The organism is Aliivibrio fischeri (genome assembly GCF_009727955.1).
GTDB lineage: Bacteria > Pseudomonadota > Gammaproteobacteria > Enterobacterales > Vibrionaceae > Aliivibrio > Aliivibrio fischeri_A.
Genome location: NZ_WOBR01000007.1, coordinates 1 through 26,909, shown reverse-complemented (window position 1 = coordinate 26,909; position 26,909 = coordinate 1). Strand labels below are relative to the sequence as shown.

Below are 26,909 nucleotides of genomic sequence, written 5' to 3'. Positions count from 1 at the left end.
GTGATGTATGAGAAATAAACAAAACGGTTCAGCTTCTATTGAATTTGTAATGGGTTTTATGGCGTTTTGGTTTATGTGTATGGCATGGGTTGAAATGAGTTACATGTCTTATATTTCAGCTATTAACGACCTTGCGATTTCAGAAGTATCTCGAAGTGCTAAGAAAGGTGAAGAGCGTTATTTAGATATTGTTGATGAGGTTTTATATCGTGATAACAGCATTTGGAACACGGTGATCTCTGCGGATAATTTTAGAGTATCAATCCAGTATCTACCGACTATTGAAGCTTTAGAATCAGAGAAGAAAGGATGCCCAATCCCTGAAGGGAAACGAACTCGAGAGTGTGGAGATGAGGGGAATAATGCACTAGCAATTTATCGAATTGACTATGATTTTCATCCTATTTTCTCTTATGTATTTAGTCGCTCAGCTAATTTGAGCCGTGAAATGATAGTGGTGCAAGAGTATGAACGATCGCAATTTGAAATCTAAACAACGTGGGATTTTTAGTATTGAATTCGCGATTGTTGGTATCTGCTTTAGTTTACTTCTCGCTTTTAGCGGGGATGTGATTATTAAGTTATCCATAAAAGGTAAATTGGATCGTCTTTCTTATTCTTTGGTTAATGTACTAAAAGAGCGAACTCAGCTTTATGGTATGGATTATCAATTAACATCTGAAGAAGTAGACAGCTTAAATAAGATAGCAAAAAACTCGCTTTCAAGAACGTTTGGTAATTTTGATGCTAATAAATACGGCATGTTAGTAGAGGAACTGAGTTTTTCTGAAGTGGATGTGCCTAATCCAGTCATTAGTGAACATCGTGGTGCAGAAACATGTCATGTAAATAAATCTATCGGTCAGTTAAAAGAACTTACCGTGCTTAGTGTAAGAGGGCGAACTATGCCTTTGTATCGTGTAGCGCTTTGCTATGAAAGTGATAACTGGTTTGGTGATTTGGTAGATAAAAGCTATACGACGGTGATGTCTGATTCAATTGTTATTGGGCGATGATAATGAAATTAAAAAAACAACAATCAGGCCATGCCGCTATTTTATTTGTTATGTGCATTCCTGTTTTATTTGGCATTTTTACATTAGCGTCGGATGGTGCAAGAGCCTTGCAATCAAAAGCTCGGTTAGAAGATGCGGCGGAGGCTGCCGTATTAGCCGTTTCTGCATATGGCGAAGAGGATGAAGTTTCAACGCAAACCGGTAAAGACTATGTCGCCCATTACATGCATGATATGTCGAGTTTGGTGGATATTAAGGTTGAGAAACTTGAATGTTCAGAGTTACCAGAATGTACTGCTGATGATAACGATAGACCATTTGTTGAATATCGAGTATCAGGAAGAACAAAGCATACATCATGGTTTCCTGGTAATGATGTAACCGTTGGATTTGGTGAATCATTTGATGCTACAGGCATGTCTAAAGCGCGTAAGTTTCAAAGCAGCCAGCCGATGGATATTACTTTTATTCTCGATTTTTCAGGATCTATGAATTATGACTGGGAAGGGCGTGCTCCATCTTATATGGAAGAAGAGGTTCCAAAAGTTCCTGGACGTTACTCTCCTCCATCACGATTAAGTGATTTAAAGGATGTGGTTCAAATGGTGACTGATGAGCTGCAAGTTTATAACAACTCAACGACAGGCCCAAAGCATCGTGTCGCAATGACAGGTTATAACCGTCGAACGGTTAACGAATCGAGTAATGGTAAGTTTGTTATACGAGATCAGCGGATTACTAAATATAACTCTGATGGCTATGACGCAGGTGATACGTTTTATCCTAAGAAAACCATTAATAAGCAATTTATGGTTAAAGGGGCTGCTGCTAGGGTTCCTAATGGCGATGAGAAAGCGGAGTTTACCGATATTATGTACACCTCTGATTTTGCTTCGTTTAATCATAAAATTAAATCATTTGAAGCCTTTGGTGGCACAGCATCACTACAAGGAATCATTCGAGCAAGCCAGATTGTCTCTTATCATATAACTAATGATGGTGAAGAAGCCAACCCTAAGCAGTTAATTATTATTTTATCTGATGGTGAGGATTTTAATCACTATTTAGGACAAACAGAAACCTTAGTAGATTATGGTATGTGTGACAATTTACGTAATGCTATTGAAGGTGGTCCTGTATCTTCTGAAGATAACAAAGAAGATAAAATTGTCTTCTCTAGCGGTAGTAGCTCAGGGTTACCGACGAATACAGGAGAAGATCCTAGTGTAAGGATTGCTATGATTGGTTTTGGGGATGGCTATGATATTCATGCTAATACTGGGTTGCTAAATTGTGTGGGAGAAGAGAACGCATTTAGTGCAAATAATAAAGATGAAATTTTAAATTTAATCATGTCACTGGTATCAGAAGAAGTCGGGCATTTGGCTCAATAAAGTCGAGAGTAAATTATGAAAAAAATATGTGTATTGTTGGCTTTATTTTCTGCCAATGTTTTATCTGCGGAACAAAGTCATAACCAAGAGTTTAATCAGTTACTTGATTATTATTGTGGAACTGAAAAGGTTGAGTTTCAAGAACAAGTCACCATTGGTGAAGGAAAGCAAATCTTGTTTCATCAAGGACCTTTTATGCAGGTGAACACTGAATTATCCCCCGAAGTGATCAAACGAACATTCAGTAATGCAATGCAACAAGCAAATCTCAGTAATCAATGCAGTGAGTATTTATTAAGTTATGCTGAAGTGGGTGAGGATAATGTAGAACAAAAATTATTTGCACGAGTGCTATTTAATTTTGATCAATATTCCTTAACTGAACGTTCAAAATATATTCTCAAAAACGTAACTGAGAAGCTAGAGACGAAAAAAGATACGGTGCTACTTAATGGTCATACCGATGATAAAGGTAGAGAAAGTTACAATATTGATTTAGGTCTAGCTCGTTCAAATAGCGTGAAGGCATTTTTATTGGATCAAGGTGCTAGCAAAGAGCAGTTAGAATCTTATTCATTTGGAGAGCAACAACCGATTGATGACAATACCACATTAGAAGGCCAGCATCATAATCGTCGAGTTGATATTGAGAAAAAAGCAGACGAAACTAATTGATAGTTAAAGATAGGCGGTGTTACTAACGAAACGTTGGAATACCGCCTTTGTCTGCTAAATAGGTAGCTTTATTTTTAGTAGTGCACCTAAACGTTTATTATCTGGAGTGTCAAACCAAATACTTCCATTATATTTCTCAATAATATCAGCACATAACGCAAGGCCTAACCCGGTCCCTGCATTCAGTTTATCAGCTCTAACGCCTCGTAAAAATAACGATTCTTTTTGTTCTTCAGGGATTGATGGACCATCATTTTCAATGCTTAATATATAATCATCATTATGTTGTTTAATAGTGATGATAATTTTTGTTGCTGCAAATCGAAAGCTGTTTTCTAGAGTATTTCCTAGTATCTCCATTAGGTCATCTTTTTCTATTGGGAGTTCTTGCTCTTCATTAAAAAGACAGTAAACCTCAATGTTTTTTTCATGGTAGATCTTACTAAACATGGAGAGTAATCCTTGTAATGGCTCACTTACCACAGTTGTTGTTGGTTTTAGTTCTTTAATATTTAATGCGGCTCTTTGTAACTGACCTTGGATAACATCATCCATTAAAGTTAATTGCTGAAAGAGCTTTCCTGTTGATTCGGATTGCAGATCCTGTAGCAATAGTTTTGATGCGATAACGTGATTTTTTAAACTATGAGCTAGATCATCGAGTGTTTTTTTGTATTGTTCTTCTTTTTCTTTTGCTTGAAAGAGGGCACGGTTAGTTGAGTGGTAAATTGATGTTAATTCTGATTCAGTGTCACTTGGTTGAGTAAAGAAACTTTCTTTCATGTTTTGAATGCGTTTTAACTCTCGCTTTCTCTTCTTTATCGGTTTAATTGCCCATTGGTAACTAAAGTAAATAAAGACGATGAAACTTAGCAATGTTCCCATCGTAATTAATATTATTGGTTGTTCCGTTTGCTTATATATTAGAAACAAAATTGGAGTACTAAAGAGTAGAGTTCCTAGGATTAAAGAAAAAAAGATCCGATAAAATCCATAATTATTATTTAGGTTTGTCATTATTACTTATATTTGATGTGGTAAAAATATTTCTAATCTTGAGCCTGTATCTTGTGTATGGAACCAGATTTGTCCGTTGTAGCTGGATATGATCTCTTCACATACTGCGAGTCCGATCCCTGTACCAGGATTTTTTTCATCAGCACGTATTCCTCGTTGAAATACTGATTCAATTTTATCTTGAGGTAAAGGTTCGCCATCATTTTCAATATGAATGTTGAAGCCTTCACTCCGTTCTACAATAGATAAAATAATATAGCTATTTGCAAAGCGATAACTGTTCTCTAGGATATTTCCAAGAACTTCCATTAAGTCATTATAATTAATCGGCAAAGTTTGCGTGTTATTATAATTACAAATGAATTCAATCTGACGATCTTTATGGATCTTAATAAACATTTTAGTGAGTTTATCTACAATAGGAGAAAGTAAAGTATGATGTTTACTTATCCCTCTTGAACCCATTAACGCACGTTTTAACTGATGTTGGATCACTGAGTCCATATCATTAAGTTGCTCCATGATATCAGCTATTGGCGGCTTTTTTTGATATAACAATGCATCACAGGTCGCTATTCGAGTTTTAAGACTGTGTGCTAAATCATCCATGGCTTTTTTATACTTGTTTGACTGTTCATCTTGCTGTTCAAGCAATCTGTTAATCGTTTTAGCTATAGGCTCTAGCTCTTCAGGGTAGCTATAGATCAGTTTTTCTTGCTCGCTATCTTTAATATTTTTTAATTCATTATGTAGTCTATTTAAAGGATAAAAAGAACGCTTATACCCCCATAAAACGCCCAAAATAGCAATTAAAATAAGAGTAGTATAGGCAATGGCTAATTGGAGCTTTAGTGTGTGTAGGCGAGATATCTTATCTTCCATACGACTGAGCAATATTACTCGCCTAGGCGGAAGGTCATTATTACTTTCAATACTCATGGAATGAGAAATAAAGGCTGCGCCACTTGGCTTTTCAATGAGTACAGGTTTATTTTCATCTTTAGGTAAATCAATACAGATGTTCTCTACATGGGAAGGTGGACCTTTTTGCATGCTATCCCATAACAAATTGTCATTATTGTCACAGATAACAATGGTTATATCTTTAGACGATGAACTGTAATATTGAGATTTATTCCCTTTTTGTAATGGCATAATGTAATTTGATGATACCATTTCATTGAAAATAGATGGGAAGTGATAAGTGATATCAAGAGTGTATTCAGTGATTAAATCAGAGCGAGCTTTTTGATAACGAAGGTAACCGTTTAGTATTAAAAAACCAATAACGACAGCTAAAAAACTGAATAATATGCGTCGTCGAAATTGGTTTTGAACTAAACGCTTCATGATTACTTCGCCTTTATTTGAAACTGATAGCCCTGGCCTCGTACCGTTGTAATCAGTTCACTATGACCAACGGCTGCAAATTTCTTTCTTAAACGTGAAATGATAACTTCAATATTATTGAGTTGAACTTCAGAGTCTTCTTGATATAAAGCATCAACAAATTGTTGCTTTGATATGATTTTTAAGCTGTTTTTTATTAAATAAGCAGCGATATCATATTCAAATGAAGTTAATTGTAGAAATTGACCATCTACATGGATGGTTTTTGCTTTTATATCTAATTCAATATTTTCAGCGGTTACTTTTGATTGTGTAAATCCGGCCGCTCGTCTTGCTAGAGCATAAAGTCTTGCTATTAATTCTTCAGATTGGAAAGGTTTTACTAGGTAATCATCAGCTCCAGCCTCAAGTCCTTCGACTTTATCTTGCCAGTTCCCACGAGCGGTAAGTATTAGAATAGGGCTATTAATTTCTTTGCGGCGAATTTGCTTGATGAGGGTGATACCGTCGAAATCAGGTAAACCTAAATCAACAATCATGACATCAATATGTTCTTTTTTTTGTACGGTTTGTAAAAATGCAGAGGCTGTTTTATCAGAATAAACAACGTGTCCCTGATCTTTTAATTGACTAGACAGGTGATGGTTTAAGATTTCATTATCTTCAACAAGAGCTATTTGCATAATATACCGACTGATTCCTTAGGTTTATATACTCATTAATAACACTTATTATTTTGCTTTTAAATAATAAAGCCCATGAATTGATGGGCTTTATTAAATTTAATTCACCTCAGTTACCCTAACTCAAGTCGAATTAAGACTTCATCCGTTATGTCAGCGATTTCACCACAACCCACAATGCTTGATAATTCATCTTCTAATGCTCTCGCGTAATGAATAGCGTATTGAGCTAATTGGCTTAACTCTACTTCAGAGGTGGTTGAAAGTGCATTTTTTACCGCTGTTGTTGTTACACGAACCGCTAAAAACTCGCCGTGTTCTTTTGCTTTTCTGATAAAAGTTAAACGATCATTGTATGACGAAAACTCTTGCAGCATACGGGTGAACACTGATTTTATTTTTCCATCTTTGATAACAACAGCAATGTAGATTTCATGGTGGTGAGAACGTTGATTTGCTGGTGTTTTTAATGGGTTCACTAACAATTGTTGTACTCTAGATTTAAAAATAGGCTCTAAATTTAGGTGTTGCTCATTTCCCAATTGTAGCCAAATTTTATTAAGTCGATTTAAAGGGAAATTAACCCCAATACAACGCGTTTTAATCTTATGATTATCTTTTTCAATAAAGAAAGGTGTCGTTGTTAGTTTATTCAGCAACAATTGATGCATTATTTTCAGCATATCAATTGATGGAAGCTGTTCATAATCAACAGGAAGTCTTTCTATATTGTGTTGTATCAAACGACTTAAAAAGGCTTTGCTTTTTTGTGTTTGTAAGCTGTCTTCAATCTGTAATTGAATATTTAATCCATTAGAATTTACTTTTAATACTCGATAAGTAATACGGCTTAATGGTGTATTTTTATCGAGGCTTTGCAGTTCATTAAAGGTTATTCTCACGTCAGATTTTTTGGTTAGCAAAGCAGGCTTATCGAGTAATATCGACAAACCATTGGTTGAAATATCTTGAGTTCGTCCTTTGATTTCACCAATTGTAGGATGAGTGAGAGTAATTAAGGTTTCGTAATTAAATCTTGGTTCAGCTCTACGAGGAGTTGAATCGTAATATAACGCAGGATCTTGAGTCATTGGTACCAAAGAGTGACGGTATGGATTTAATACCTTTGCTTCAAGGTTTGGTTTTTCTGTTAATAAGTAATCTTTCTGAGTATCAGGTAAACTGAGTTCAGTTAAGATCCCCATATGCGTTAATGTGGCTAATACGTTTTCCATTTCAGGAGCGACGGTTAGTAAACGCTCTTTATCGCCTTTTTCTAATTCGAAAAGAGAAAGACGAATGACCTTCCAGCTCTTTCTTTTTGCTCCCACATGCCAAAAGAGTTGGCGTTCCTGCTGTGTGGCTTCTGATGACATCATGGAGTAGAAGAGTTCTTTATCTTCATGATCGTGTTTAAAACTATAGAAATGAGTACGACTGGCTCTTAACCCCGGTTTGGTTAAGAACTGCATACGCTCAGCTTTAAATAAATGATGGATTACAGGCTGGTTTTTTTCATCGTGCCAGTGTTTCCAAAGCGATTCATTATGATCAGTAATAACGGCATACTTTAAGGTATCCCCAGAAAAGAAAAGAGGGATATTAGTGGTATGTTTTAAAAAACAGTGCTCATAACCTTGTGTGCGAGCTCGAACTATTTGATCTTTTTGATCATGTACGGTTCGTCGTTTATTTTTATTTAGTTTCTCTTCAATGGCTTGAGCAATAACATCGTGGTTTGATTCCATTTTTAATCGTAACCATCGATAACTATCACTTTCTTCGCTGTCGTGAATACCAAGAATACGGTAAGGGAAGTCACCATTGAGTTCTTTTATGCCCGTATCTTTTGCAAGGTTAGGGAAGCTAACTTGTATGATTTGTCCCAAACCATATTCAAAAGCGGTAGGTACTTTGATGCGAGCACCAGACGAAGATAGGTCGCTACTTGTACCATGGATTAAATTTCCATTAGGTAGCAGTACCGTAACTTGTGTTGACATGCGCAGACGGTTTTCACTACGGGTTAGATAGTGGCCAAATCGAATTAATTTGGCTTTGAATAGATTGTTTTCGTCTTTATCATCAGTCGTTGCTAATTGTTCTTTATTTTTATGAAGAACCCGGAAGTTATTACGTGTATTGGTTAAGGCTTCCCATACACCAACGGTATAGCTACCGAAGCGTTCAATGCTTTTGTGATAGGTATTAATAGCAACATCATCAAGCCAGTGAGTATATCCATCCAGTTCATATTGGTGACACTGGCCTTTTACTCGACCTCGTAAATCAATATGCTTGGTGCAAGGCGCCATAATGCGTTTTAATTCAATTTTTACAATTAAATGCACTGATGGGTGTTCATGAGACATAACTTGTTCGCAAACCAGATTAAAATCAGGTTCACCAAATACGGGAATAAGTTGTTCTACGTAGCTTTGATATTCTTCTTGCTGCATGATTTCTGGTACAGTAATAACAATCTAGTGGGTTTATCGGCAGAATTGCTCGTTTATTTAACAATGATACGTTAAATAGTTATAACCCATCACTTTTATTTGATTTATATGTCGGTGATATATGGCAAAAGCAAAACGCGCCTACGTTTGTAATGATTGTGGGGCAGACTTCCCTCGTTGGCAAGGACAGTGTAATGCTTGTGGGGCATGGAACACGATTACAGAGGTTCGTTTGGCTGCTTCTCCACAAGTTGCTCGTAATGAGCGTTTATCTGGTGGTTATGCGGGCTCCACTACAGATTCTGAAGTTCAAACCCTATCAAGTATTGATTTGCAAGAAGTTCCTCGATTTAGTAGTTCGTTTAAAGAGTTTGACCGTGTTCTTGGTGGTGGCATTGTTCCTGGTGCTGCAATTTTGATTGGTGGTAATCCAGGAGCTGGTAAATCAACCTTACTTTTACAAACTATGTGTCGTTTGGCTGCAGAAATGCCAACATTGTATGTTACTGGTGAAGAATCGTTGCAACAGGTAGCGATGCGAGCTTCTCGTCTTGGGTTACCAAAAGATAATCTGAAAATGTTATCTGAAACCAATATAGATAAGATTTGTCAGGTTGCAGAGAAAGAGCAACCCAAAATCATGGTTATTGACTCTATTCAAGTAATGCATGTTGCAGATGTTCAATCATCACCTGGCAGCGTCGCTCAGGTTCGTGAATCAGCAACCGCTTTAACTCGTTATGCTAAGCAAAATAATGTAGCTATTTTTTTAGTTGGCCACGTAACAAAAGACGGCACTTTAGCTGGTCCTAAAGTGTTGGAACATATTATTGACTGTTCTGTGTTACTTGATGGCAGTGCTGATAGTCGTTTTAGAACCCTTCGTAGTCATAAAAACCGTTTTGGTGCGGTGAATGAGCTTGGGGTTTTTGCTATGACAGGCCAAGGTTTAAAAGAAGTGAATAACCCATCGGCAATTTTCTTATCTCGTGGAGAAGAGGAAACGTCTGGCAGCTCAGTGATGGTGGTTTGGGAAGGGACTCGTCCTTTACTTGTAGAGATACAAGCATTGGTTGATTATTCTCAACTTTCCAATCCTCGTCGAGTTTCTGTTGGTTTAGACCAAAACCGTTTATCTATGTTACTTGCTGTTTTACATAAACACGGTGGTTTGCAAATGGCAGACCAAGATGTGTTTGTTAACGTGGTTGGTGGCGTTAAGGTCGCTGAGACCAGTGCGGATTTAGCTCTTATTATGGCATTACTATCGAGTTTTAAAGATCGCCCATTAGCTAAGGATGTGGTGGTTTTTGGTGAGGTTGGTCTTGCTGGTGAAATTCGCCCTGTACCAAGTGGACAAGAGCGCTTAATGGAAGCGTATAAACACGGCTTCAAAAAAGCAATTGTACCAGCCGCAAATATGCCAAAAGGTGGCATAGAAGGAATGCAAATTCATGGCGTTAAGAAGTTATCTGAAGCAATTGATGCTTTTGATGAACTTTAACTGAGAGTTTGAATACGGATTTCTGTATTATTTTATTTGAAAATGCAGAAATTCATCTATAATTTTCAGGGGCAGAGGCCACATTAGAGCCATTTTGGTAGAAAATTCTATGCAAAAATAGAACAAAGCATATACCAATTGACAGTTTGTGTTATACTCTGCGCGCATTTTATATCCTATTAATAGAGTAAAACGATGACTGATTTATCTAAATACAGAAACATTGGTATTTTCGCGCACGTTGATGCGGGTAAAACCACAACTACTGAACGTATCCTTAAGCTTACTGGTAAAATCCATAAGATTGGTGACACTCACGATGGTTCAACTACTACTGACTTCATGGAGCAAGAAGCTGAACGTGGTATCACAATCCAGTCAGCAGCAGTAAGCTGTTTCTGGAATGATCACCGTCTAAACGTTATCGATACTCCTGGACACGTTGACTTCACAGTTGAAGTGTACCGTTCTCTAAAAGTACTTGATGGTGGTATCGGTGTATTCTGTGGTTCTGGTGGTGTTGAACCTCAATCAGAAACTAACTGGCGTTACGCGAACGAATCAGAAGTATCTCGTCTAATCTTCGTTAACAAACTAGACCGTATGGGTGCTGATTTCTTCAGCGTTGTTGACCAAGTTAAAAAAGTACTAGGCGCAACTCCTTTAGTTATGACTCTACCAATCGGCCGCGAAGAAGACTTCGTTGGTGTTGTAGATGTTTTAAACCGTCAAGCATTTGTATGGGATGACACTGGTCTTCCTGAAAACTACGAAATCCAAGATATCCCTGCTGATATGGTTGATGACGTAGAAGCTTACCGTGAAGAGCTTGTTGAAACAGCTGTAGAACAAGACGACGACCTAATGGAAGCTTACATGGAAGGTCAAGAACCTTCTATCGAAGAGCTTAAGCGTTGTATCCGTAAAGGTACTCGTGACCTAGCGTTCTTCCCAACTTTCTGTGGTTCTGCGTACAAAAACAAAGGTATCCAACTAATCCTAGATGCTGTTGTTGATTACCTACCAGCTCCAAACGAAGTTGAGCCTCAACCTCTAACTGATAAAGATACTGGTGAAGAGACTGGCGAAGTTGCTATCGTTTCTGCAGACGAACCATTCCGTGCTCTAGCATTTAAGATCATGGATGACCGTTTCGGTGCTCTAACTTTCGTACGTATCTACTCTGGTAAACTGAACAAGGGCGATACAGTTCTTAACTCAGCAACTGGTAAAACTGAGCGTATCGGCCGTATGGTTGAGATGCAAGCTGATGAGCGTAACGAATTAACTTCAGCTCAAGCTGGTGACATCATCGCTATCGTTGGTATGAAAAACGTACAAACTGGTCACACTCTATGTGATGTTAAACACGAATGTACTCTTGAACCAATGATCTTCCCTGTTCCAGTAATCTCTATCGCTGTTGCTCCAAAAGACAAAGGCGGTTCTGAGAAAATGGGTATCGCGATCGGTAAAATGGTTGCAGAAGATCCATCTTTCCAAGTTGAGACTGATGAAGAAACAGGTGAAACAATCCTTAAAGGTATGGGTGAACTTCACCTAGACATTAAGGTTGATATCCTTAAGCGTACTTACGGTGTAGATCTAGTTGTTGGTCAACCACAAGTTGCTTACCGTGAAACTATTACTCAAGCAATTGAAGATAGCTACACGCATAAGAAACAATCTGGTGGTTCTGGTCAATTCGGTAAGATCGATTACCGTATCAAACCAGGTGAAGCTGGTACAGGCTTTACGTTCTCATCTTCAGTTGTTGGTGGTAACGTACCTAAAGAATTCTGGCCTGCAGTTGAGAAAGGTTTCGCATCTATGATGGAAACTGGTCCTCTAGCTGGCTTCCCAGTACTAGACGTTGAAGTTGAACTATTCGACGGTGGCTTCCACGCAGTGGATTCATCTGCAATCGCATTTGAAATCGCAGCTAAAGGCGCATTCCGTCAATCTATGCCTAAAGCAGGTGCTCAACTTCTAGAACCAATCATGAAAGTTGACGTATTCACTCCTGAAGATCACGTTGGTGATGTTATCGGTGACCTTAACCGTCGTCGTGGTATGATCAAAGATCAACAAGCTGGTCTAACTGGCGTACGTATCAAGGGTGATGTACCTCTTTCTGAAATGTTCGGTTACATCGGTACTCTACGTACAATGACTTCTGGTCGTGGTCAGTTCTCTATGGAGTTCTCTCACTACGCACCATGTCCAAACAGCGTTGCTGAAGAAGTAATCGCTAAAGCTAAAGAAGAGAAAGCGGCTAAGTAATTAGCACTTAAATCTTTTAGTTATTAAAAAGCCCCGTAAGTGCAAACTTACGGGGCTTTTTTTATTGGTTTCGTTCTTTATGGCGCTGTAGTTTCAGATAAATATTTTCAACACGTTCACGAGCCCAATCGGTTTTACGTAAAAACTTAAGGCTTGATTTAATGCTTGGGTCTTTCTTAAAGCAGTTAATGTTTACCATATAACTTAGCTCTTCCCAGCCATAGTGTTCAACCAATTCAGTAAGTAACTTCTGTAATGTAATACCGTGTAGTGGGTTATTTTGTTGGGTCATAATTAATGCCATTGAATAAGAATATAAAGTAAGTATATCACTATGAAGATAGTAACAATAAAAAAGGGAGCGATAGCTCCCTTTATTGCTGAAGGTGATAATGACTTAGCGTTTAAATGAAACAGTCTCAGCTTTATCTAACGTAATTGTAGTCGTTGCTGGTTGAGTTTCTGATATTACTTTACCGTGACGAATAGAGAAACGAACTGGAACTTGACGGCGTAGGGCATCAAATCCATTTTCAGCAGGTAAGATAATTAAGTTACCCGGTTTGCCTTCTTCGATACCGTAGTTATCTTGAATATTTAGAGTTCGAGCTGATTTATAGCTGATTAGATCAAGACCTTGGTTAATTTGGTCGTATCCCATGATTTGACATACATGTAGTCCCATATGAAGAACTTGTAGCATGTTAGCTGTGCCTAATGGATACCATGGGTCAAATACATCGTCATGGCCAAAACAAACGTTAATATTGTTTGCTAGCATCTCTTTTACACGTGTAATACCGCGACGCTTAGGGTAGTCGTCAAAACGACCTTGTAGGTGGATATTAACGAGTGGGTTCGCAACAAAGTTAATACCAGACATACGAAGTAAACGGAACAAGCGAGAAGCATAAGCACCATTATATGAATGCATCGCTGTTGTATGACTTGCCGTTACCTTTTCCCCCATATTAAATTTATGAGCAAGAGCTGCGACAGTTTCAACAAAGCGTGATTGTTCATCATCGATTTCATCACAGTGAACATCAATTAGACGGTCATATTTTTTCGCTAATTCAAAAATATAGTGAAGAGATTCGACACCGTATTCACGAGTAAACTCAAAATGAGGAATTGCGCCAATAACATCAGCGCCTAGTTGTACTGCCTCTTCAAGTAATTCTTTACCGTTAGGGTAAGAGAGGATGCCTTCTTGAGGAAAAGCAACGATTTGGATATCAACCCATTCTTTCATTTCTTCTTTTACTTCAAGCATCGCTTTTAATGCAATCAGTGTAGGGTCTGACACATCGACATGAGTACGAACGTGCTGAATACCGTTAGCAATTTGCCATTTTAATGTTTGTTTAGCGCGTGTTTTTACATCTTCAATAGATAATAGTTCTTTACGCTCAGCCCAACGTTCAATTCCCTCAAATAAGGTACCTGAAATATTCCAGCTTGGTTCGCCAGCGGTTTGAGTTGTATCTAAGTGAATATGAGGTTCGCAAAATGGGGCGTTGGCTAAACCACCTTCAGCATCAAGAATGTCACCAGAATAGGAGAGTGCTTGCTCATTGTCAGTAATGGTTTTGAATTGACCATCTTCAATCAAGATCTGAAATAAACCTTTTTGATCTCGTAGAGCTACGTTTTTTATTAATAAATTAGTCATTGCTGTATCTTCTATACTGTTTCTGTTTCAGAAATTGATTTTTTGTTCATCATTGGGTTTAGTAATAGGTAGCTAATCGCTCCGCCTAATACAGCGTTTACAGGAACAACGCCCGGTAAGAATTTACCAGCGGCAACACCAATGGCTACTGCGATAATACCTGCCCAGTTAATGGTTTGGAATGCTGCGTTATCAAAATTTAGGTAGCGTTTACGGTTACTAAAGAAGTCCGCAATGATAACACCACCAATAGGTGGAATCGCTAAAGATAAGAACGTTAACCAACCTACAAAGTTATTGTATAACCAAAGTGCGCAAACAGTACCAATTAGACCATTTAGCATAGAAACATATTTACTCGGTAAACCAGTAATATTTGAAAAACCAAGCCCAGAAGCGTATAGCGCATTGTCATTTGTCGTCCAAATATTTAGGCCTAATACGATAATTGCAGGGATTAATAAGCCTTGTGCAATCATTACTTCTGAAATATCAGACTGACCAGTAACAGAAGCGCCTGCAGCACCAAAGATGAACATTAAAGAGTTACCAACAAAGAAAGCAATCATTGTTATAGCAACCGCCCCCATTGGTTTTTTGCCAAAACGGACGAAGTCAGCAGTTAAGGTTCCTGCACTTACAAAAGAACCAACAACCATGGCAAGAGCGACTGAAAAGTCCATCGGTTCTGCTGGTTGGATTTTTTGAAGCTCAGCAATGCCACCAATGCTATCAACGGCACTAAATACAGAGTATCCACCTAAAATGGCAATTGCAGGAACCGCTACCATAGATAAAATCATTAAAGCAGATATACCGAAGTAAACAGTGACGGTCATTAATAGACCAGAGATAACGATGAGAGCGTTAGTATCTATGCCTGTGGCTTTTTGTACTGGGATTGCAAACATTGCAACACCAACACCAAACCAACCAACTTGAGTACCACCGAGAAGTAGAGAAGGAAGCCAAGAGCCTTTAGAACCGAAAGAAAAACGAGCGAGGAGATGAGTAGAGAGACCAGTTGAAGCGCCGATGTAACCAAGAAAAGAAGTGTAAATGCCGAGGATTAAATTACCAATAAGAACTGCGAGGAAAAAATCATTAAAAGAAAGTCCGGTTCCAAGTGAACCTCCTGTCCACATACTTGCCGAGAAAAAAGTGAGTCCTAACATAACTAAAGTTAAGGAAACGACGCCTTTTCTGGCTGTCTTAGGTACAGGCCCTAAGCTGTAATCATTGTCGTGAGACATGTGCAATCCTCGTCTGTATTGAATGTATTTTGGTCAGGTTTTTGACAAACGGACGAGAGTCTAAAGAAAATTATATTATTGTCAATAATGTAATGTTCGTTTTAGCTTTATTTTAGAGTGTTTTTTATTTATCTCTTTGTATTGTAATGGTTTATTGGTTTTGATTTATTGGTTATGTTTTTTGTTAAACGGTTGCCTTGTTTCTTATTTTATCAAAAATGGATTGTTGGCCCTGTTTTTTGTCTTTTGTGGGTATAAAAGAGGCGAGGATGCTTTTTATTTTAATGAAAGCTGATCGTTTAGAATGGAAAACGCTGAGCTATTAGCCAGTATTAAATGGTATAGAGAAAATAAAAGCCTTAAAGTATTGTTTTTAAGGCTTTTGTTGTTTTTATTTAGTTATCATCTTGTTTTTACGTGTTAAGTGTTGATTTTATTTGATTATTCCCAGATTATTTTTTTATCTTGAGGCCAGCTAGATGCAAAGTCATGGTACTTTTTCTCTAGTACGTGGCGTTTTATTTTTAAAGTGGGCGTTAAAATGCCATTCTCAATGCTCCAAGGCTCTTTTATCATTAAGATGCCTTTTAGCTTTTCATGTGACTCTAAACCATCATTAATTGTCTCAAGGTTTTTAAGAGCGGTTTTCTCATAACGAGCTTGATCAAAATTAGGATAAGCATGAGGTACAGCTAATAAAATAGGACCAGGTAGACCAGAGCCAATTAAACACATCATTTCAAGGTTACTTAAATCAAAGATTCGTTTTTCAATTGGTACAGGAGCAACGAATTTTCCTTTAGCTGTTTTGAATGTGTCTTTTTTTCTACCTTGGATAGTTAAAAATCCCTCTGAATCAATAGATCCAATATCACCTGTATGAAGCCATCCATCTTTATTAAAGGTTTCAGCAGTTGCTTCATCATTTTTATAATAACCAGCAAAGAGGCTGTCACCTCTAACTAAAATTTCTTCATCGTTTGCAATTTTTAATTCAACACCAGGACCAGCGGCACCGACACTACCGACTTTATCTGAACGGTATGGATGATTTAGTGTGCTATAGGCAAAAGTTTCTGTCATTCCCCACGCTTCGGTAATGTTTAGACCTATACTCTCATACCATTTTAATAAACTTGCAGATACAGGAGCAGAACCACAGCCTAGTACACGTGCTTTATCAAGTCCTAAGCCATCTGCTAACTTACGTTTTATTAATCCACTGACAAATGGGATTTTTAATAAAATAGCTAATTTCTTTTGTGGTAACTTATCTTGAATACGTTGTTGGAAAACCGTCCATAAACGTGGAACTGAAATAAATAAAGTTGGGCGGTGCATTTTTACATCATCAATAAAAGTATCTAAGGATTCAGGAAAGGCGGTTTGGATCCCTCCAAAGAAAGCTGAACCTAAAATATATACTCGCTCAGTGATGTGAGCTAAAGGAAGATAAGAGAAGAGCCTATCATCTTGCTGCATACCAATGTGATTAATTAAATGTTTTGAAGCGTGACTGAATCCACCAAAGGTCAGCATTGCCCCTTTTGGTAAACCTGAAGTACCAGAGGTATACACAATAGACATTAATGTATTGTCATTATGCTCAGCTTTAAAATTAGAAGGGCTATGAGTGGCCAATAAAACTTCAAATTGATATTGGCATTCGGCAGCCGAATCATAATCAAAGGCGATGGTTAATATATTGGGTAAGTTAGTGATTGCTTGTTGCGTTGCTTCACTATTATCAAGTTTACCTACGATAAGTACTTTACTTTCACTGTGAGTTAAACAATGTTCTATGGTATCGAGTCCGGCAGTTGGAAAAATAGGTACACTTACAAAATCACCTAACATTAAGGCCAGATCAGTGATAAACCATTCGGCACAGTTTTTAGATATTAGTGCGACTCTGTCTTTTGGTTTAATTCCCATCTCTTGCAGTGCACTCACAAGGCGCAATGCTTTATCAACAACATCAGCAAAAGAATAGTCTGTAAATTCTCTGTTTTTTATTTGGCGAAGAAATAGGTCATGTGGCTTTTTCTCTGCCCATTCGAGCATAGCTTCATGAGGAAGTTGAGGATTGGTTTTGTGGTCAAAAAATGGCTGATTCATGGCTGCATCCTGCGATTATTATTATTTGTTGTTAATATAATGTTAAGTAAATATCGTTTTGTTAGATCAGTCAAATTTTAATCAAAATAATGAGAACTTTATAAATGAGTATTTACACTAAAGTTTGATGATTGATAGGTATAAAAAAGCCTGCATATAAAAGCAGGCTTTTAGGAATAGAATATTGTGTCTAAAGTAGGGGCTAAATTTATAAAAGCGCTTTTAAACGATATAACTCTTCAAGTGCTTGACGAGGTGTTAAATCATCCGGGTTAACATTCGCTAATGCTTCTTCAACTTCACTTATTTCAGGGATAAGAGAGAGTTGATGCTCTTCTTTTACCGTTGCACTTGTTGCAGGAACAGATACTTGTCCACTTTCTAAATGCTGTAATTTTTGTTTCGCTTTCTTAATTACACTTTTAGGTACGCCAGCTAAAGAAGCAACGGCAAGACCATAAGATTTATTTGCTGCGCCTTCTTGAACCGCATGCATAAAAGCAATTTCATCCCCATGTTCAACAGCATCAAGGTGAACATTAGCTAAACCGGTAAATAGGTTTGGCAGCTCTGTTAACTCGAAGTAATGAGTCGCAAATAATGTCATTGCATTGATTTTTGTTGCTAACCATTCAGCACTTGCCCAAGCTAAAGATAAACCATCATAAGTACTTGTACCTCGTCCAATTTCGTCCATTAAGACAAGGCTGTGTTTGGTCGCATTATGAAGAATATTTGCCGTTTCTGTCATCTCAACCATGAAAGTTGAACGACCTGATGCCAAATCATCCGATGCACCAATACGAGTAAAGATACGATCTAACGTTCCAATTTTTGCAGAGTCTGCAGGAACATAACAACCAACATGAGCCATTAATGCAATGAGTGCAGTTTGACGCATATAAGTGGATTTACCGCCCATGTTTGGACCGGTAATGATCAACATTTTACGATCTGGGTTCAGTTTTATTGGGTTAGCGATGAATGGGTCACTCATTACTTGTTCAACAACTGGATGACGACCGCCTTCAATATTAATGCCGGTTTCTTTGGTTAGTACTGGACGGCAGTAATTTAAAGTATCTGCTCGTTCTGCAAGGTTACTTAATACATCAAGCTCTGAAATTGCATTCGCCATTGATTGTAACTGTTCTAGATGAGGAAGCAGTTGATCAAATAATTCTTCCCATAATCTCTTTTCAATTGCGAGCGCTTTTGATTTTGAGTTAAGCACTTTATCTTCGTGCTCTTTAAGTTCAGGGATAATATAACGTTCTGCATTTTTAAGTGTTTGGCGGCGTACATAGTGAGCAGGTGCTTTGTGACTTTGACCTTTACTGATTTGAATATAAAAACCGTGTACGTTGTTATAACCCACCTTTAAGGTATCAATGTCATGGCGCTCACGCTCTTCTTGCTCTAGTTTCTCTAAGTATTGCGTAGCACCATTCGCAAGATCACGCCATTGATCTAATTCTTCATTGTAACCATCCGCTAAAACACCACCGTCACGAATAACTACTGGTGGGTTTTCTTTAATTGCTCGCTCCAATAACTCACAAATAGAGTCAATAGGCTGAGAAGATGCCGCAAGCGTTAATAAATGAGCTTGCTGAAATTCTTGAGTAGTTTGAGATAGTTCTGGTAATTGTTGCAATGCATTACGTAAGCGAGCAAGATCTCGTGGTCTTGCTGAGCGTAAAGCAAGGCGAGCAAGAATACGTTCTACATCACCAATGTTTTTAAGTTGAGGTGCTATGTCTGCAAATAGGCCACTCTCTTTTAACTCACCAATAGCATCAAGGCGTTGGTTTAATACATCGTGCGTTCTTACTGGTTGGTGTAGCCAGCGTTTAAGTAAGCGACTGCCCATCGCTGTTGAGGTGTGATCTAAGATCTCTGCTAAAGTATGATTAAAACCACCTGCGAGGTTCTGAGTGATTTCTAGATTACGACGAGTTGCTGCATCTAAAATTACAGAGTCATCTTGATGATCCATAATAATAGAACGAATGTGCGGAAGAGTGGTTCTTTGCGTATCTTTTACGTATTGAATTAAACAACCAGCAGCACAAAGCCCAAACTCTGCTTTTTCTACGCCAAAGCCAACTAAATCACGAGTACCAAATTGATTGTTCAGCTGCTGTTTTGCAGTATCAAGTTCAAATTCCCATACAGGACGGCGGCGATTGCCATTGCGTTTTTCAAGTAGGTGAACAGGTTCAAAGTCTTCACTAAATAGCAGCTCTGTTGGCGCAGTGCGTTGTAATTCAGCAAGCATGGCTTCTTCAGTATTAGGTTCAGATACTTTGAATCGGCCTGATGTAATATCTAGCGTAGCATAACCAAATTGCCCTTTATGATGATAAATAGCAGCAATAAGGTTATCGAATCTTTCTGGCAATAGAGCTTCATCTGTTACGGTGCCCGGAGTAACAATGCGTACAACTTTACGTTCAACAGGACCTTTGCTTGTTGCAGGATCACCAATTTGCTCACAAATAGCAACGGATTCACCTTGTTGAACCAATTTGGCTAAATAACCTTCAACCGCATGATAAGGAATACCAGCCATTGGTATTGGTTCGCCAGCGGAAGAACCACGCTTGGTTAAGGATATTTCAAGAAGTTGTGAAGCACGCTTGGCATCATCATAGAAAAGTTCATAGAAATCGCCCATACGATAAAACAGTAAGATATCAGGGTTTTCAGATTTTAAACGCAAATACTGTTGCATCATTGGGGTATGTTTTTCAGTTGATTTTGTTGCCACAACGAGACCTAATAAGTGAAGAATATATTTGCAGCTAAGAATACGTGAATCGAGACGGCAATCAAAGATAGAATAGATAAATTTCGAACTAAGATAGGAAGAATCTAATGGATATGACGCAAAATATACAGTTAGCACAAAAAGTGGGTGAATTATTAGTAGACCAAGGCAAAATGATGTCATGTTCAGAGTCATGTACTGGTGGTGGTGTTGCGTTTTGTGCAACTGAAAATGCTGGAAGTTCCGCTTGGTTTGAACGCGGTTTTGTTACTTATAGCAATGAGGCAAAACAAGACTCATTAGGAGTAAAACTAGATACCTTAATACGTTATGGAGCGGTTAGTGAAGAAGTTGTAAGAGAAATGGCTGACGGTGCATTATTAAACAGTAAGTCTGATATTACAGTATCAATTAGTGGTATTGCAGGTCCTGGTGGAGCAACGAAAGATAAACCAGTTGGGACGGTATGTTTTGGTTTTGCAGATAAAAATGAGTGGACCAAAGAAACTACTGTATATTTTACTGGTGAACGCAGTGAAGTTAGAATGAAAGCGATAGAATTTGCATTTCTTACAATCAAGAATCGTTTAGAAGAGTTTAATTAATTCAATTATTTAGCTTGTTGTGTAGTGAGATAGCTCAGAAAAAAGCAGAAAAAAAATAGCAAAGCTATAGACACTGTACAAATAGACAGTATACTACTGGTCATTAACTGATTTAGTGATCTAGAAATCTGGAGAATCAAATGGACGATAACAAGAAAAAAGCACTGGCCGCCGCATTAGGTCAAATTGAAAAACAATTTGGTAAAGGTTCAATCATGAAATTGGGCGACAACCGCACAATGGATGTTGAAACTGTGTCTACTGGTTCTTTATCTCTTGATATTGCTCTAGGTGCTGGTGGTTTACCAATGGGTCGTATCGTTGAGATTTTTGGCCCTGAGAGTTCGGGTAAAACAACACTGACTCTAGAATTGATTGCAGCTGCGCAACGCGAAGGTAAAACATGTGCTTTTATTGATGCTGAGCACGCTCTAGATCCTGTATACGCTAAAAAACTTGGCGTTAATATTGATGAATTATTAGTTTCTCAGCCAGATACGGGTGAGCAAGCTTTAGAAATCTGTGATGCGTTAGCGCGTTCTGGGGCTGTTGATGTAATGGTTATTGACTCCGTTGCAGCACTAACACCAAAAGCTGAAATTGAAGGCGAAATGGGCGATAGCCACATGGGTCTTCAAGCTCGTATGCTTTCTCAAGCAATGCGTAAACTAACGGGTAACCTAAAACAGTCAAACTGTATGGCAATCTTCATTAACCAAATTCGTATGAAGATTGGTGTAATGTTTGGTAACCCTGAAACAACAACTGGTGGTAATGCACTTAAGTTCTATGCATCAGTTCGTCTTGATATTCGCCGTACAGGCGCAGTAAAAGATGGTGATGAAGTTGTTGGTAACGAAACTCGTATTAAAGTTGTTAAAAACAAAATTGCAGCACCATTTAAACAAGCTGAAACTCAAATCATGTACGGCCAAGGTTTTAACCGTGAAGGTGAATTAATTGACTTAGGTGTTAAACATAAGTTGGTTGATAAAGCGGGTGCATGGTACAGCTACAATGGTGATAAGATTGGTCAAGGTAAAGCAAACGCATCAAAATTCATGCGTGAGAATACTGAAGTAGCAGCAGAGCTAGATAAGAAATTACGTGAAATGCTACTGACTCCAGCAGAAGAAAAGCCAGAGACTGATGCAGCTCCAGAAATTGAAGAAAACGAAGAGTTTTAAGTTATAGTTTTTCAATAATATTTTTTAAAAGCCAAACCTTAGTGTTTGGCTTTTTTATATCTAGCTATTTGTATTCTTAAGACGTTTCTGTAAATCCTTCCTTATTCCTCATTTGATCGCTGTACTTATCTATATTTCACTCTCATTTGCGTATACAATGTGCGAAATTCTGTCTAAAAAACACTGCTTGTCCTAATGAGTACAAGAGTGAGTTAAACTACGATTCAATCAGGAATATCCACATGTATATGAGCACTGACGAGATCCGCCGTGCGTTCCTTGCTTTTTTTGAAAGCAAAGGACACCAAATTGTTGAGAGTTCTTCTCTAGTTCCAGCAAATGATCCAACTCTTCTGTTTACTAACGCCGGTATGAACCAATTTAAAGATTGTTTCTTAGGTTCAGAGAAGCGTAACTATACTCGTGCAACAACAGCTCAACGTTGTGTTCGTGCTGGTGGTAAGCACAACGATTTAGAAAATGTTGGTTTCACTGCTCGTCACCATACATTCTTTGAAATGTTAGGTAACTTCAGCTTTGGTGATTACTTTAAGCAAGATGCTATTAAATACGCATGGGAATTCTTAACAGAACGTCTAGAGCTACCTGCTGATCGTCTATTAGTTACTGTGTATGAAACTGATGACGAAGCATTTGAAATCTGGAATAAAGAAATGGGTATTCCAGCTGATCGCATCGTACGTATTGGCGACAATAAAGGCGCACCATATGCTTCAGATAACTTCTGGCAGATGGGTGATACAGGTCCTTGTGGTCCTTGTACAGAAATTTTTTACGATCACGGTGAGCACATTTGGGGTGGCCGTCCAGGTACTCCTGAAGAAGATGGTGACCGTTTTATCGAGATCTGGAACAACGTATTTATGCAGTTTAACCGTCATGCTGATGGCACGATGGAGCCTTTACCAAAACCTTCTGTTGATACTGGTATGGGTATTGAACGTATTGCTGCAATTATGCAAGGTGTTCACTCAAACTACGAAATCGATATTTTCCAAACGCTAATTAAAGAAGCGGCAAAAGTAATTGGTTACGATGATTTATCAAACCAATCTTTACGTGTGGTTGCTGACCATATTCGTTCTTGTTCATACCTAATCGTTGACGGCGTTATGCCATCGAATGAAGGTCGTGGTTATGTGTTACGTCGTATTATTCGTCGTGCAGTACGTCATGGTAACAAGCTAGGCGCTAAAGGTTCTTACTTCTATAAACTGGTTGGCCCATTAGCTGAAATCATGGGTACAGCAGGTGAAGAGCTGAAAAAACAACAAGCGCTTGTTGAAAAAGTACTGAAGATTGAAGAGGAAAACTTTGGTCGTACTCTTGAGCGTGGTATGGCACTTCTAAATGAAGCATTAGATAACCTTGAAGGTACTGTGCTTGATGGTGAGACCGTATTTAAACTGTATGACACATACGGATTCCCTGCTGACTTAACTAATGATGTTGCACGTGAGCGTGAATTAACTATCGATGAAGATGGTTTTGAAAAGGCGATGGAAGAGCAACGTCAACGCGCTCGTGAAGCAGGCCAATTTGGTACTGATTACAATGCGGTAATTAAAGTAGAATCTGAAACTGTATTCCATGGCTATGACTCAACAGAAGCAAAAGCATCAGTTGTTGCATTATTCCGTGAAGGCGAAGAAGTTGATGCCTTATCAGCAGGCGACGAAGCTATTCTTATCCTAGATCAAACGCCTTTCTATGCTGAGTCAGGTGGTCAATGTGGTGATGCCGGCATTATCACGGTTGAAACGGGTAAGTTTGTTGTTACAGATACACATAAGATCGGCAATGCGATCGGTCATCATGGTAAATTGGTAGAAGGTGTTCTATCTAAAGCAGATCATGCGATGGCTCAAGTTGATGAGACTCGTCGTGCTGCAATTATCTTGAACCACTCAGCAACGCACCTATTGCACGCAGCACTTCGTCAAGTGTTAGGTGAACACGTAACGCAAAAAGGTTCGCTAGTTAAAGCTGAAAACCTACGTTTTGACTTCTCACACCTTGAAGCTGTTAAAGCTGAAGAGCTACGTCAAGTTGAACGTATTGTTAACCAACAAATTCGTTTAAACCACACCATTGAAACTGACCTAATGGATATCGATGCGGCGAAAGAAAAAGGCGCAATGGCTCTATTTGGTGAAAAATACGATGATGAAGTTCGAGTTCTTTCTATGGGAGAGTTCTCAACTGAATTATGTGGTGGTATTCACGCATCAAGCACTGGTGATATTGGTTTGTTTAAGATCACATCAGAAGGTGGTATTGCTGCGGGTATCCGTCGTATTGAAGCGGTTACAGGTGAGGCTGCACTAGATGCAATCGAAGCTCAACAAAAAGCGGCAGATAAAAAGCTGAACGAAGCAGCATCAAAAGCAAAACAACTTGAAAAAGAAATTCAACAACTTAAAGATAAATTAGCGTCTCAAGAGAGTGCTAGTCTTATCAATAAAGTACAAGAAATTGCAGGTACAAAAGTGCTTGTTGCTCAATTAGATGGTGCTGACAATAAAGCACTTCGTGGCATGGTTGATGAACTTAAGAACCAAATCGGTAGCGGTATTATCATGTTAGGTAATGTTAGCGAAGGTAAAGTTGGTTTAATTGCTGGTGTAACAAAAGATCTTATTGGCCAAGTTAAAGCTGGTGAATTAGTGAATATGGTTGCACAACAAGTTGGTGGTAAAGGCGGCGGTCGCCCAGATATGGCTCAAGCTGGCGGTACTGATGCTGAAGCATTACCAAATGCACTTGCTTCTGTTGAAGCTTGGCTAACTGAGCGTCTGTAATAGGTCGTATCAGTGGCATTAATCGTACAAAAGTATGGTGGTACATCAGTTGGATCCGTTGAACGGATCCAATCTGTTTCCGAACGTATCATATCAACACTGCAACAAGGGCATGATGTCGTTGTTGCGGTTTCTGCCATGGCAGGAGAAACAAATCGACTACTGCATTTAGCAAATCAAATAAGTGAGGTGCCTGAGCCTCGTGAATTGGATATGCTACTTTCAGCGGGTGAGCAAGTTTCTATTGCATTATTGGCAATGTCTTTAAATCAAAAGGGCATAAAAGCAATATCATTAACCGCTGACCAAGCAGGAATTCATACCAATAATTCATTCAATGATGCGACAATTAAGCATATTGAGACGAACCTTATCACTCAATGGGTTGATAAGGGGTATGTTGTTATTGTAGCGGGTTTCCAAGGTCGAGATGATCAAGGTAATATCACTACATTAGGTCGAGGTGGTTCTGATACCACAGCAGTAGCACTTGCCGCTGCACTAGATGCGGATGAGTGTCAGATTTTTACTGATGTTGATGGGGTATATACCTCAGATCCTCGTTTTGTATCTAATACGCGTCGTTTAGAAGAAGTCTCTTTTTCTGATATGCACGCATTAGCGAAATCTGGAGCCAAAGTTCTTCAAGAGCACTCAGTAGCTCATGCTTGGAATTCATCGGTAGCATTGAGAGTATTGTCCTCATTTGAGGATGGTGAAGGAACGCTAATTTGTGAGAATCCAAAACAACCTTTAGCTGTAACTGGATTAGCACTAAAACAAGATTTATCTTTGGTTGAATGTGAGAATATTTCAGTCGAAGAGCAAGCAGAACTCTATAAACAGTATAGGGTGTTAAATGAAAGATGTGATTGTTTTCAAATTGTTGTACCTAAAGCGACTTTTTTACAATTGAAGCTGGCATTTAATACTAAAATACGCAATATTAGTAGCTTATCAATTCTGACGTTAGTCGGAGATAATGTTGAAGGGATGGCAGAGTCTGCTTGCAATCAACTATTGGCAAATGATATTGATGTTCATCAATATGATATTGAGCCAAAAAGTGTGTCGGTTATCGTAAATCAAGCTGATTTACACCGAGCGGCCGAAATTTTACATAAAACGTTTGTTATTACAGAGCAATCACAAGATAATGATCTTTTGGTCGCTGTTTCTTGAGCAAAGACGTTTATGAAAATAAGCGATAACGGACGATACATACATTTATTATAATACTGAGATAACTCAAGGAGCATTCGAATGCTAATTTTGACTCGCCGTGTAGGTGAAACTCTGATGATTGGTGACGAAGTAACAGTTACTGTACTAGGCGTTAAAGGCAACCAAGTACGTATTGGTGTAAATGCACCTAAAGAAGTATCTGTTCACCGTGAAGAGATTTATATGCGCATTCAAGCGGAAAAAGGTACACCTGCGGCTTCGCAAGGCAACTTTTAATTTCGTATGAATATAGGCTGACATTGTCAGCCTTGTTTGTTTTTGTCTTTTACTCATTGATAAAAATGAACAAAATAAGAGACACAAGTTCGGTATAACGTTTTATTTTTATCCATTTTGGTCGTTTCATAGACGGTTAAACGAAAAAGCGTTATTTTTTACTAAGAAGTGATTGACATATTTTTGGTAAACCGTAATATGTGCCTCCTCAAGACGGTGAGGTGGCCGAGAGGCTGAAGGCGCTCCCCTGCTAAGGGAGTATACGGTTTATCCCGTATCGAGGGTTCGAATCCCTCCTTCACCGCCATTATTTGTTTATGTTGATATTTATTATTAGCAAAAACACAAAAGAATTATTGTGCGCTAGTAGCTCAGCTGGATAGAGTACCTGGCTACGAACCAGGCGGTCAGAGGTTCGAATCCTCTCTGGCGCACCATTAATTTAATTGATAGAATTTCTATCAGAAAAACAAGACGGTGAGGTGGCCGAGAGGCTGAAGGCGCTCCCCTGCTAAGGGAGTATACGGTTTATCCCGTATCGAGGGTTCGAATCCCTCCTTCACCGCCATTATTTATTGTTGTTGATATAAATCAGCAACGATACAAAAGATTTAGTGTGCGCTAGTAGCTCAGC

At 38.5% G+C, this 26,909-nt stretch carries 20 protein-coding genes and 3 tRNA genes; 14 read left to right on the top strand and 9 right to left on the bottom strand.

Annotated elements, in window-relative coordinates; translation table 11 throughout:
- The first annotated feature begins 7 nt into the window (after positions 1–7).
- From GNP81_RS10785 to GNP81_RS10770, 4 genes are read left to right on the top strand one after another with little or no spacing between them, the layout of a single operon-like run.
- Positions 8–493: a TadE/TadG family type IV pilus assembly protein gene (locus GNP81_RS10785; RefSeq protein WP_005417740.1), complete on the top strand. Its 486-nt coding sequence runs from the start codon at positions 8–10 to the stop codon at positions 491–493.
- Entirely contained in the window at positions 468–1,016 is a 549-nt protein-coding gene (gene tadF, locus GNP81_RS10780) for a tight adherence pilus pseudopilin TadF (RefSeq protein WP_063644882.1), read from the top strand. Before GNP81_RS10785 ends, tadF begins: the two co-directional genes overlap by 26 nt.
- 2 nt (positions 1,017–1,018) lie before the next feature.
- A complete protein-coding gene (locus GNP81_RS10775) occupies positions 1,019–2,410 on the top strand; it encodes a pilus assembly protein TadG-related protein (protein WP_196587435.1) in 1,392 nt (463 codons plus the stop codon).
- Between the two features lie 15 nt (positions 2,411–2,425).
- Positions 2,426–3,085: an OmpA family protein gene (locus GNP81_RS10770; protein ID WP_155671970.1), complete on the top strand. Its 660-nt coding sequence runs from the start codon at positions 2,426–2,428 to the stop codon at positions 3,083–3,085.
- A 54-nt stretch (positions 3,086–3,139) separates the two neighbouring features.
- Here the strand turns inward: GNP81_RS10770 and GNP81_RS10765 are convergent, their stop codons facing one another.
- From GNP81_RS10765 to GNP81_RS10750, 4 genes are all read right to left on the bottom strand, one after another.
- Positions 3,140–3,970: an ATP-binding protein gene (locus tag GNP81_RS10765; protein ID WP_196587434.1), complete on the bottom strand. Its 831-nt coding sequence runs from the start codon at positions 3,968–3,970 to the stop codon at positions 3,140–3,142.
- A 138-nt stretch (positions 3,971–4,108) separates the two neighbouring features.
- Positions 4,109–5,452 carry an ATP-binding protein gene (locus GNP81_RS10760; RefSeq protein WP_155671966.1) on the bottom strand — a complete coding sequence of 448 codons (1,344 nt, stop codon included), beginning with the start codon at positions 5,450–5,452 and terminating at the stop codon, positions 4,109–4,111.
- A 2-nt stretch (positions 5,453–5,454) separates the two neighbouring features.
- On the bottom strand, positions 5,455–6,135 hold the full coding sequence (locus tag GNP81_RS10755) for a response regulator (protein ID WP_005417753.1): 681 nt from the start codon (positions 6,133–6,135) through the stop codon (positions 5,455–5,457).
- Positions 6,136–6,248: 113 nt separating this feature from the next.
- The gene (locus tag GNP81_RS10750; RefSeq protein WP_155674727.1) at positions 6,249–8,594 is read right to left on the bottom strand and encodes a PilZ domain-containing protein; all 2,346 of its coding nucleotides are present in this window, start codon (positions 8,592–8,594) and stop codon (positions 6,249–6,251) included.
- A gap of 121 nt (positions 8,595–8,715) precedes the next feature.
- Between GNP81_RS10750 and radA the strand changes: the two genes are divergently transcribed.
- Positions 8,716–10,098 carry a DNA repair protein RadA gene (gene radA, locus GNP81_RS10745; protein WP_005417762.1) on the top strand — a complete coding sequence of 461 codons (1,383 nt, stop codon included), beginning with the start codon at positions 8,716–8,718 and terminating at the stop codon, positions 10,096–10,098.
- A gap of 195 nt (positions 10,099–10,293) precedes the next feature.
- Positions 10,294–12,381 (top strand): elongation factor G, encoded by a 2,088-nt coding sequence (gene fusA / locus GNP81_RS10740; RefSeq protein WP_005417763.1) that lies wholly within the window; start codon positions 10,294–10,296, stop codon positions 12,379–12,381.
- Positions 12,382–12,442: 61 nt separating this feature from the next.
- On the opposite strand, the gene GNP81_RS10735 is transcribed toward fusA, so the two are convergent.
- From GNP81_RS10735 to mutS, 5 genes are all read right to left on the bottom strand, one after another.
- Complete coding sequence (locus GNP81_RS10735; RefSeq protein ID WP_005417766.1) at positions 12,443–12,673, bottom strand: VF530 family protein; 231 nt, start codon at positions 12,671–12,673, stop codon at positions 12,443–12,445.
- A 105-nt stretch (positions 12,674–12,778) separates the two neighbouring features.
- A complete protein-coding gene (locus GNP81_RS10730; protein ID WP_155674725.1) occupies positions 12,779–14,056 on the bottom strand; it encodes a cytosine deaminase in 1,278 nt (425 codons plus the stop codon).
- An 11-nt stretch (positions 14,057–14,067) separates the two neighbouring features.
- Positions 14,068–15,309, bottom strand: a complete 1,242-nt coding sequence (codB, locus tag GNP81_RS10725) for a cytosine permease (RefSeq protein WP_155674723.1) — start codon at positions 15,307–15,309, stop codon at positions 14,068–14,070.
- Between the two features lie 441 nt (positions 15,310–15,750).
- Positions 15,751–17,427 carry an AMP-binding protein gene (locus GNP81_RS10720; protein ID WP_155674721.1) on the bottom strand — a complete coding sequence of 559 codons (1,677 nt, stop codon included), beginning with the start codon at positions 17,425–17,427 and terminating at the stop codon, positions 15,751–15,753.
- Positions 17,428–17,635: 208 nt separating this feature from the next.
- Positions 17,636–20,200: a DNA mismatch repair protein MutS gene (gene mutS / locus GNP81_RS10715; RefSeq protein WP_336495447.1), complete on the bottom strand. Its 2,565-nt coding sequence runs from the start codon at positions 20,198–20,200 to the stop codon at positions 17,636–17,638.
- Between the two features lie 107 nt (positions 20,201–20,307).
- Between mutS and GNP81_RS10710 the strand changes: the two genes are divergently transcribed.
- From GNP81_RS10710 to GNP81_RS10675, 8 genes are all read left to right on the top strand, one after another.
- Positions 20,308–20,805, top strand: coding sequence for a CinA family protein (locus tag GNP81_RS10710; protein WP_155671955.1), 498 nt, complete (start codon positions 20,308–20,310; stop codon positions 20,803–20,805).
- Positions 20,806–20,945: 140 nt separating this feature from the next.
- Entirely contained in the window at positions 20,946–21,992 is a 1,047-nt protein-coding gene (recA, locus tag GNP81_RS10705; RefSeq protein WP_005417772.1) for a recombinase RecA, read from the top strand.
- 242 nt (positions 21,993–22,234) lie between these two features.
- Positions 22,235–24,814 (top strand): alanine--tRNA ligase, encoded by a 2,580-nt coding sequence (gene alaS / locus GNP81_RS10700; RefSeq protein WP_146864301.1) that lies wholly within the window; start codon positions 22,235–22,237, stop codon positions 24,812–24,814.
- A 12-nt stretch (positions 24,815–24,826) separates the two neighbouring features.
- Positions 24,827–25,996, top strand: coding sequence for an aspartate kinase (locus tag GNP81_RS10695; RefSeq protein ID WP_336495446.1), 1,170 nt, complete (start codon positions 24,827–24,829; stop codon positions 25,994–25,996).
- An 81-nt stretch (positions 25,997–26,077) separates the two neighbouring features.
- On the top strand, positions 26,078–26,275 hold the full coding sequence (csrA, locus tag GNP81_RS10690) for a carbon storage regulator CsrA (RefSeq protein WP_005417777.1): 198 nt from the start codon (positions 26,078–26,080) through the stop codon (positions 26,273–26,275).
- 215 nt (positions 26,276–26,490) lie between these two features.
- Positions 26,491–26,582: transfer RNA gene (locus GNP81_RS10685), tRNA-Ser, on the top strand.
- A 53-nt stretch (positions 26,583–26,635) separates the two neighbouring features.
- A tRNA-Arg gene (locus tag GNP81_RS10680) sits at positions 26,636–26,712 on the top strand.
- 39 nt (positions 26,713–26,751) lie between these two features.
- Positions 26,752–26,843: transfer RNA gene (locus GNP81_RS10675), tRNA-Ser, on the top strand.
- Positions 26,844–26,909 lie beyond the last annotated feature (66 nt).

Coding starts and splice junctions, on each gene's coding strand:
- GNP81_RS10785 (WP_005417740.1), top strand. CDS start 8: ATGAGAAATAAACAAAACGGTTCAGCTTCTATTGAATTTGTAATGGGT.
- tadF (WP_063644882.1), top strand. CDS start 468: ATGAACGATCGCAATTTGAAATCTAAACAACGTGGGATTTTTAGTATT.
- GNP81_RS10775 (WP_196587435.1), top strand. CDS start 1,019: ATGAAATTAAAAAAACAACAATCAGGCCATGCCGCTATTTTATTTGTT.
- GNP81_RS10770 (WP_155671970.1), top strand. CDS start 2,426: ATGAAAAAAATATGTGTATTGTTGGCTTTATTTTCTGCCAATGTTTTA.
- GNP81_RS10765 (WP_196587434.1), bottom strand. CDS start 3,970: ATGGGAACATTGCTAAGTTTCATCGTCTTTATTTACTTTAGTTACCAA.
- GNP81_RS10760 (WP_155671966.1), bottom strand. CDS start 5,452: ATGAAGCGTTTAGTTCAAAACCAATTTCGACGACGCATATTATTCAGT.
- GNP81_RS10755 (WP_005417753.1), bottom strand. CDS start 6,135: ATGCAAATAGCTCTTGTTGAAGATAATGAAATCTTAAACCATCACCTG.
- GNP81_RS10750 (WP_155674727.1), bottom strand. CDS start 8,594: ATGCAGCAAGAAGAATATCAAAGCTACGTAGAACAACTTATTCCCGTA.
- radA (WP_005417762.1), top strand. CDS start 8,716: ATGGCAAAAGCAAAACGCGCCTACGTTTGTAATGATTGTGGGGCAGAC.
- fusA (WP_005417763.1), top strand. CDS start 10,294: ATGACTGATTTATCTAAATACAGAAACATTGGTATTTTCGCGCACGTT.
- GNP81_RS10735 (WP_005417766.1), bottom strand. CDS start 12,673: ATGACCCAACAAAATAACCCACTACACGGTATTACATTACAGAAGTTA.
- GNP81_RS10730 (WP_155674725.1), bottom strand. CDS start 14,056: ATGACTAATTTATTAATAAAAAACGTAGCTCTACGAGATCAAAAAGGT.
- codB (WP_155674723.1), bottom strand. CDS start 15,309: ATGTCTCACGACAATGATTACAGCTTAGGGCCTGTACCTAAGACAGCC.
- GNP81_RS10720 (WP_155674721.1), bottom strand. CDS start 17,427: ATGAATCAGCCATTTTTTGACCACAAAACCAATCCTCAACTTCCTCAT.
- GNP81_RS10710 (WP_155671955.1), top strand. CDS start 20,308: ATGGATATGACGCAAAATATACAGTTAGCACAAAAAGTGGGTGAATTA.
- recA (WP_005417772.1), top strand. CDS start 20,946: ATGGACGATAACAAGAAAAAAGCACTGGCCGCCGCATTAGGTCAAATT.
- alaS (WP_146864301.1), top strand. CDS start 22,235: ATGTATATGAGCACTGACGAGATCCGCCGTGCGTTCCTTGCTTTTTTT.
- csrA (WP_005417777.1), top strand. CDS start 26,078: ATGCTAATTTTGACTCGCCGTGTAGGTGAAACTCTGATGATTGGTGAC.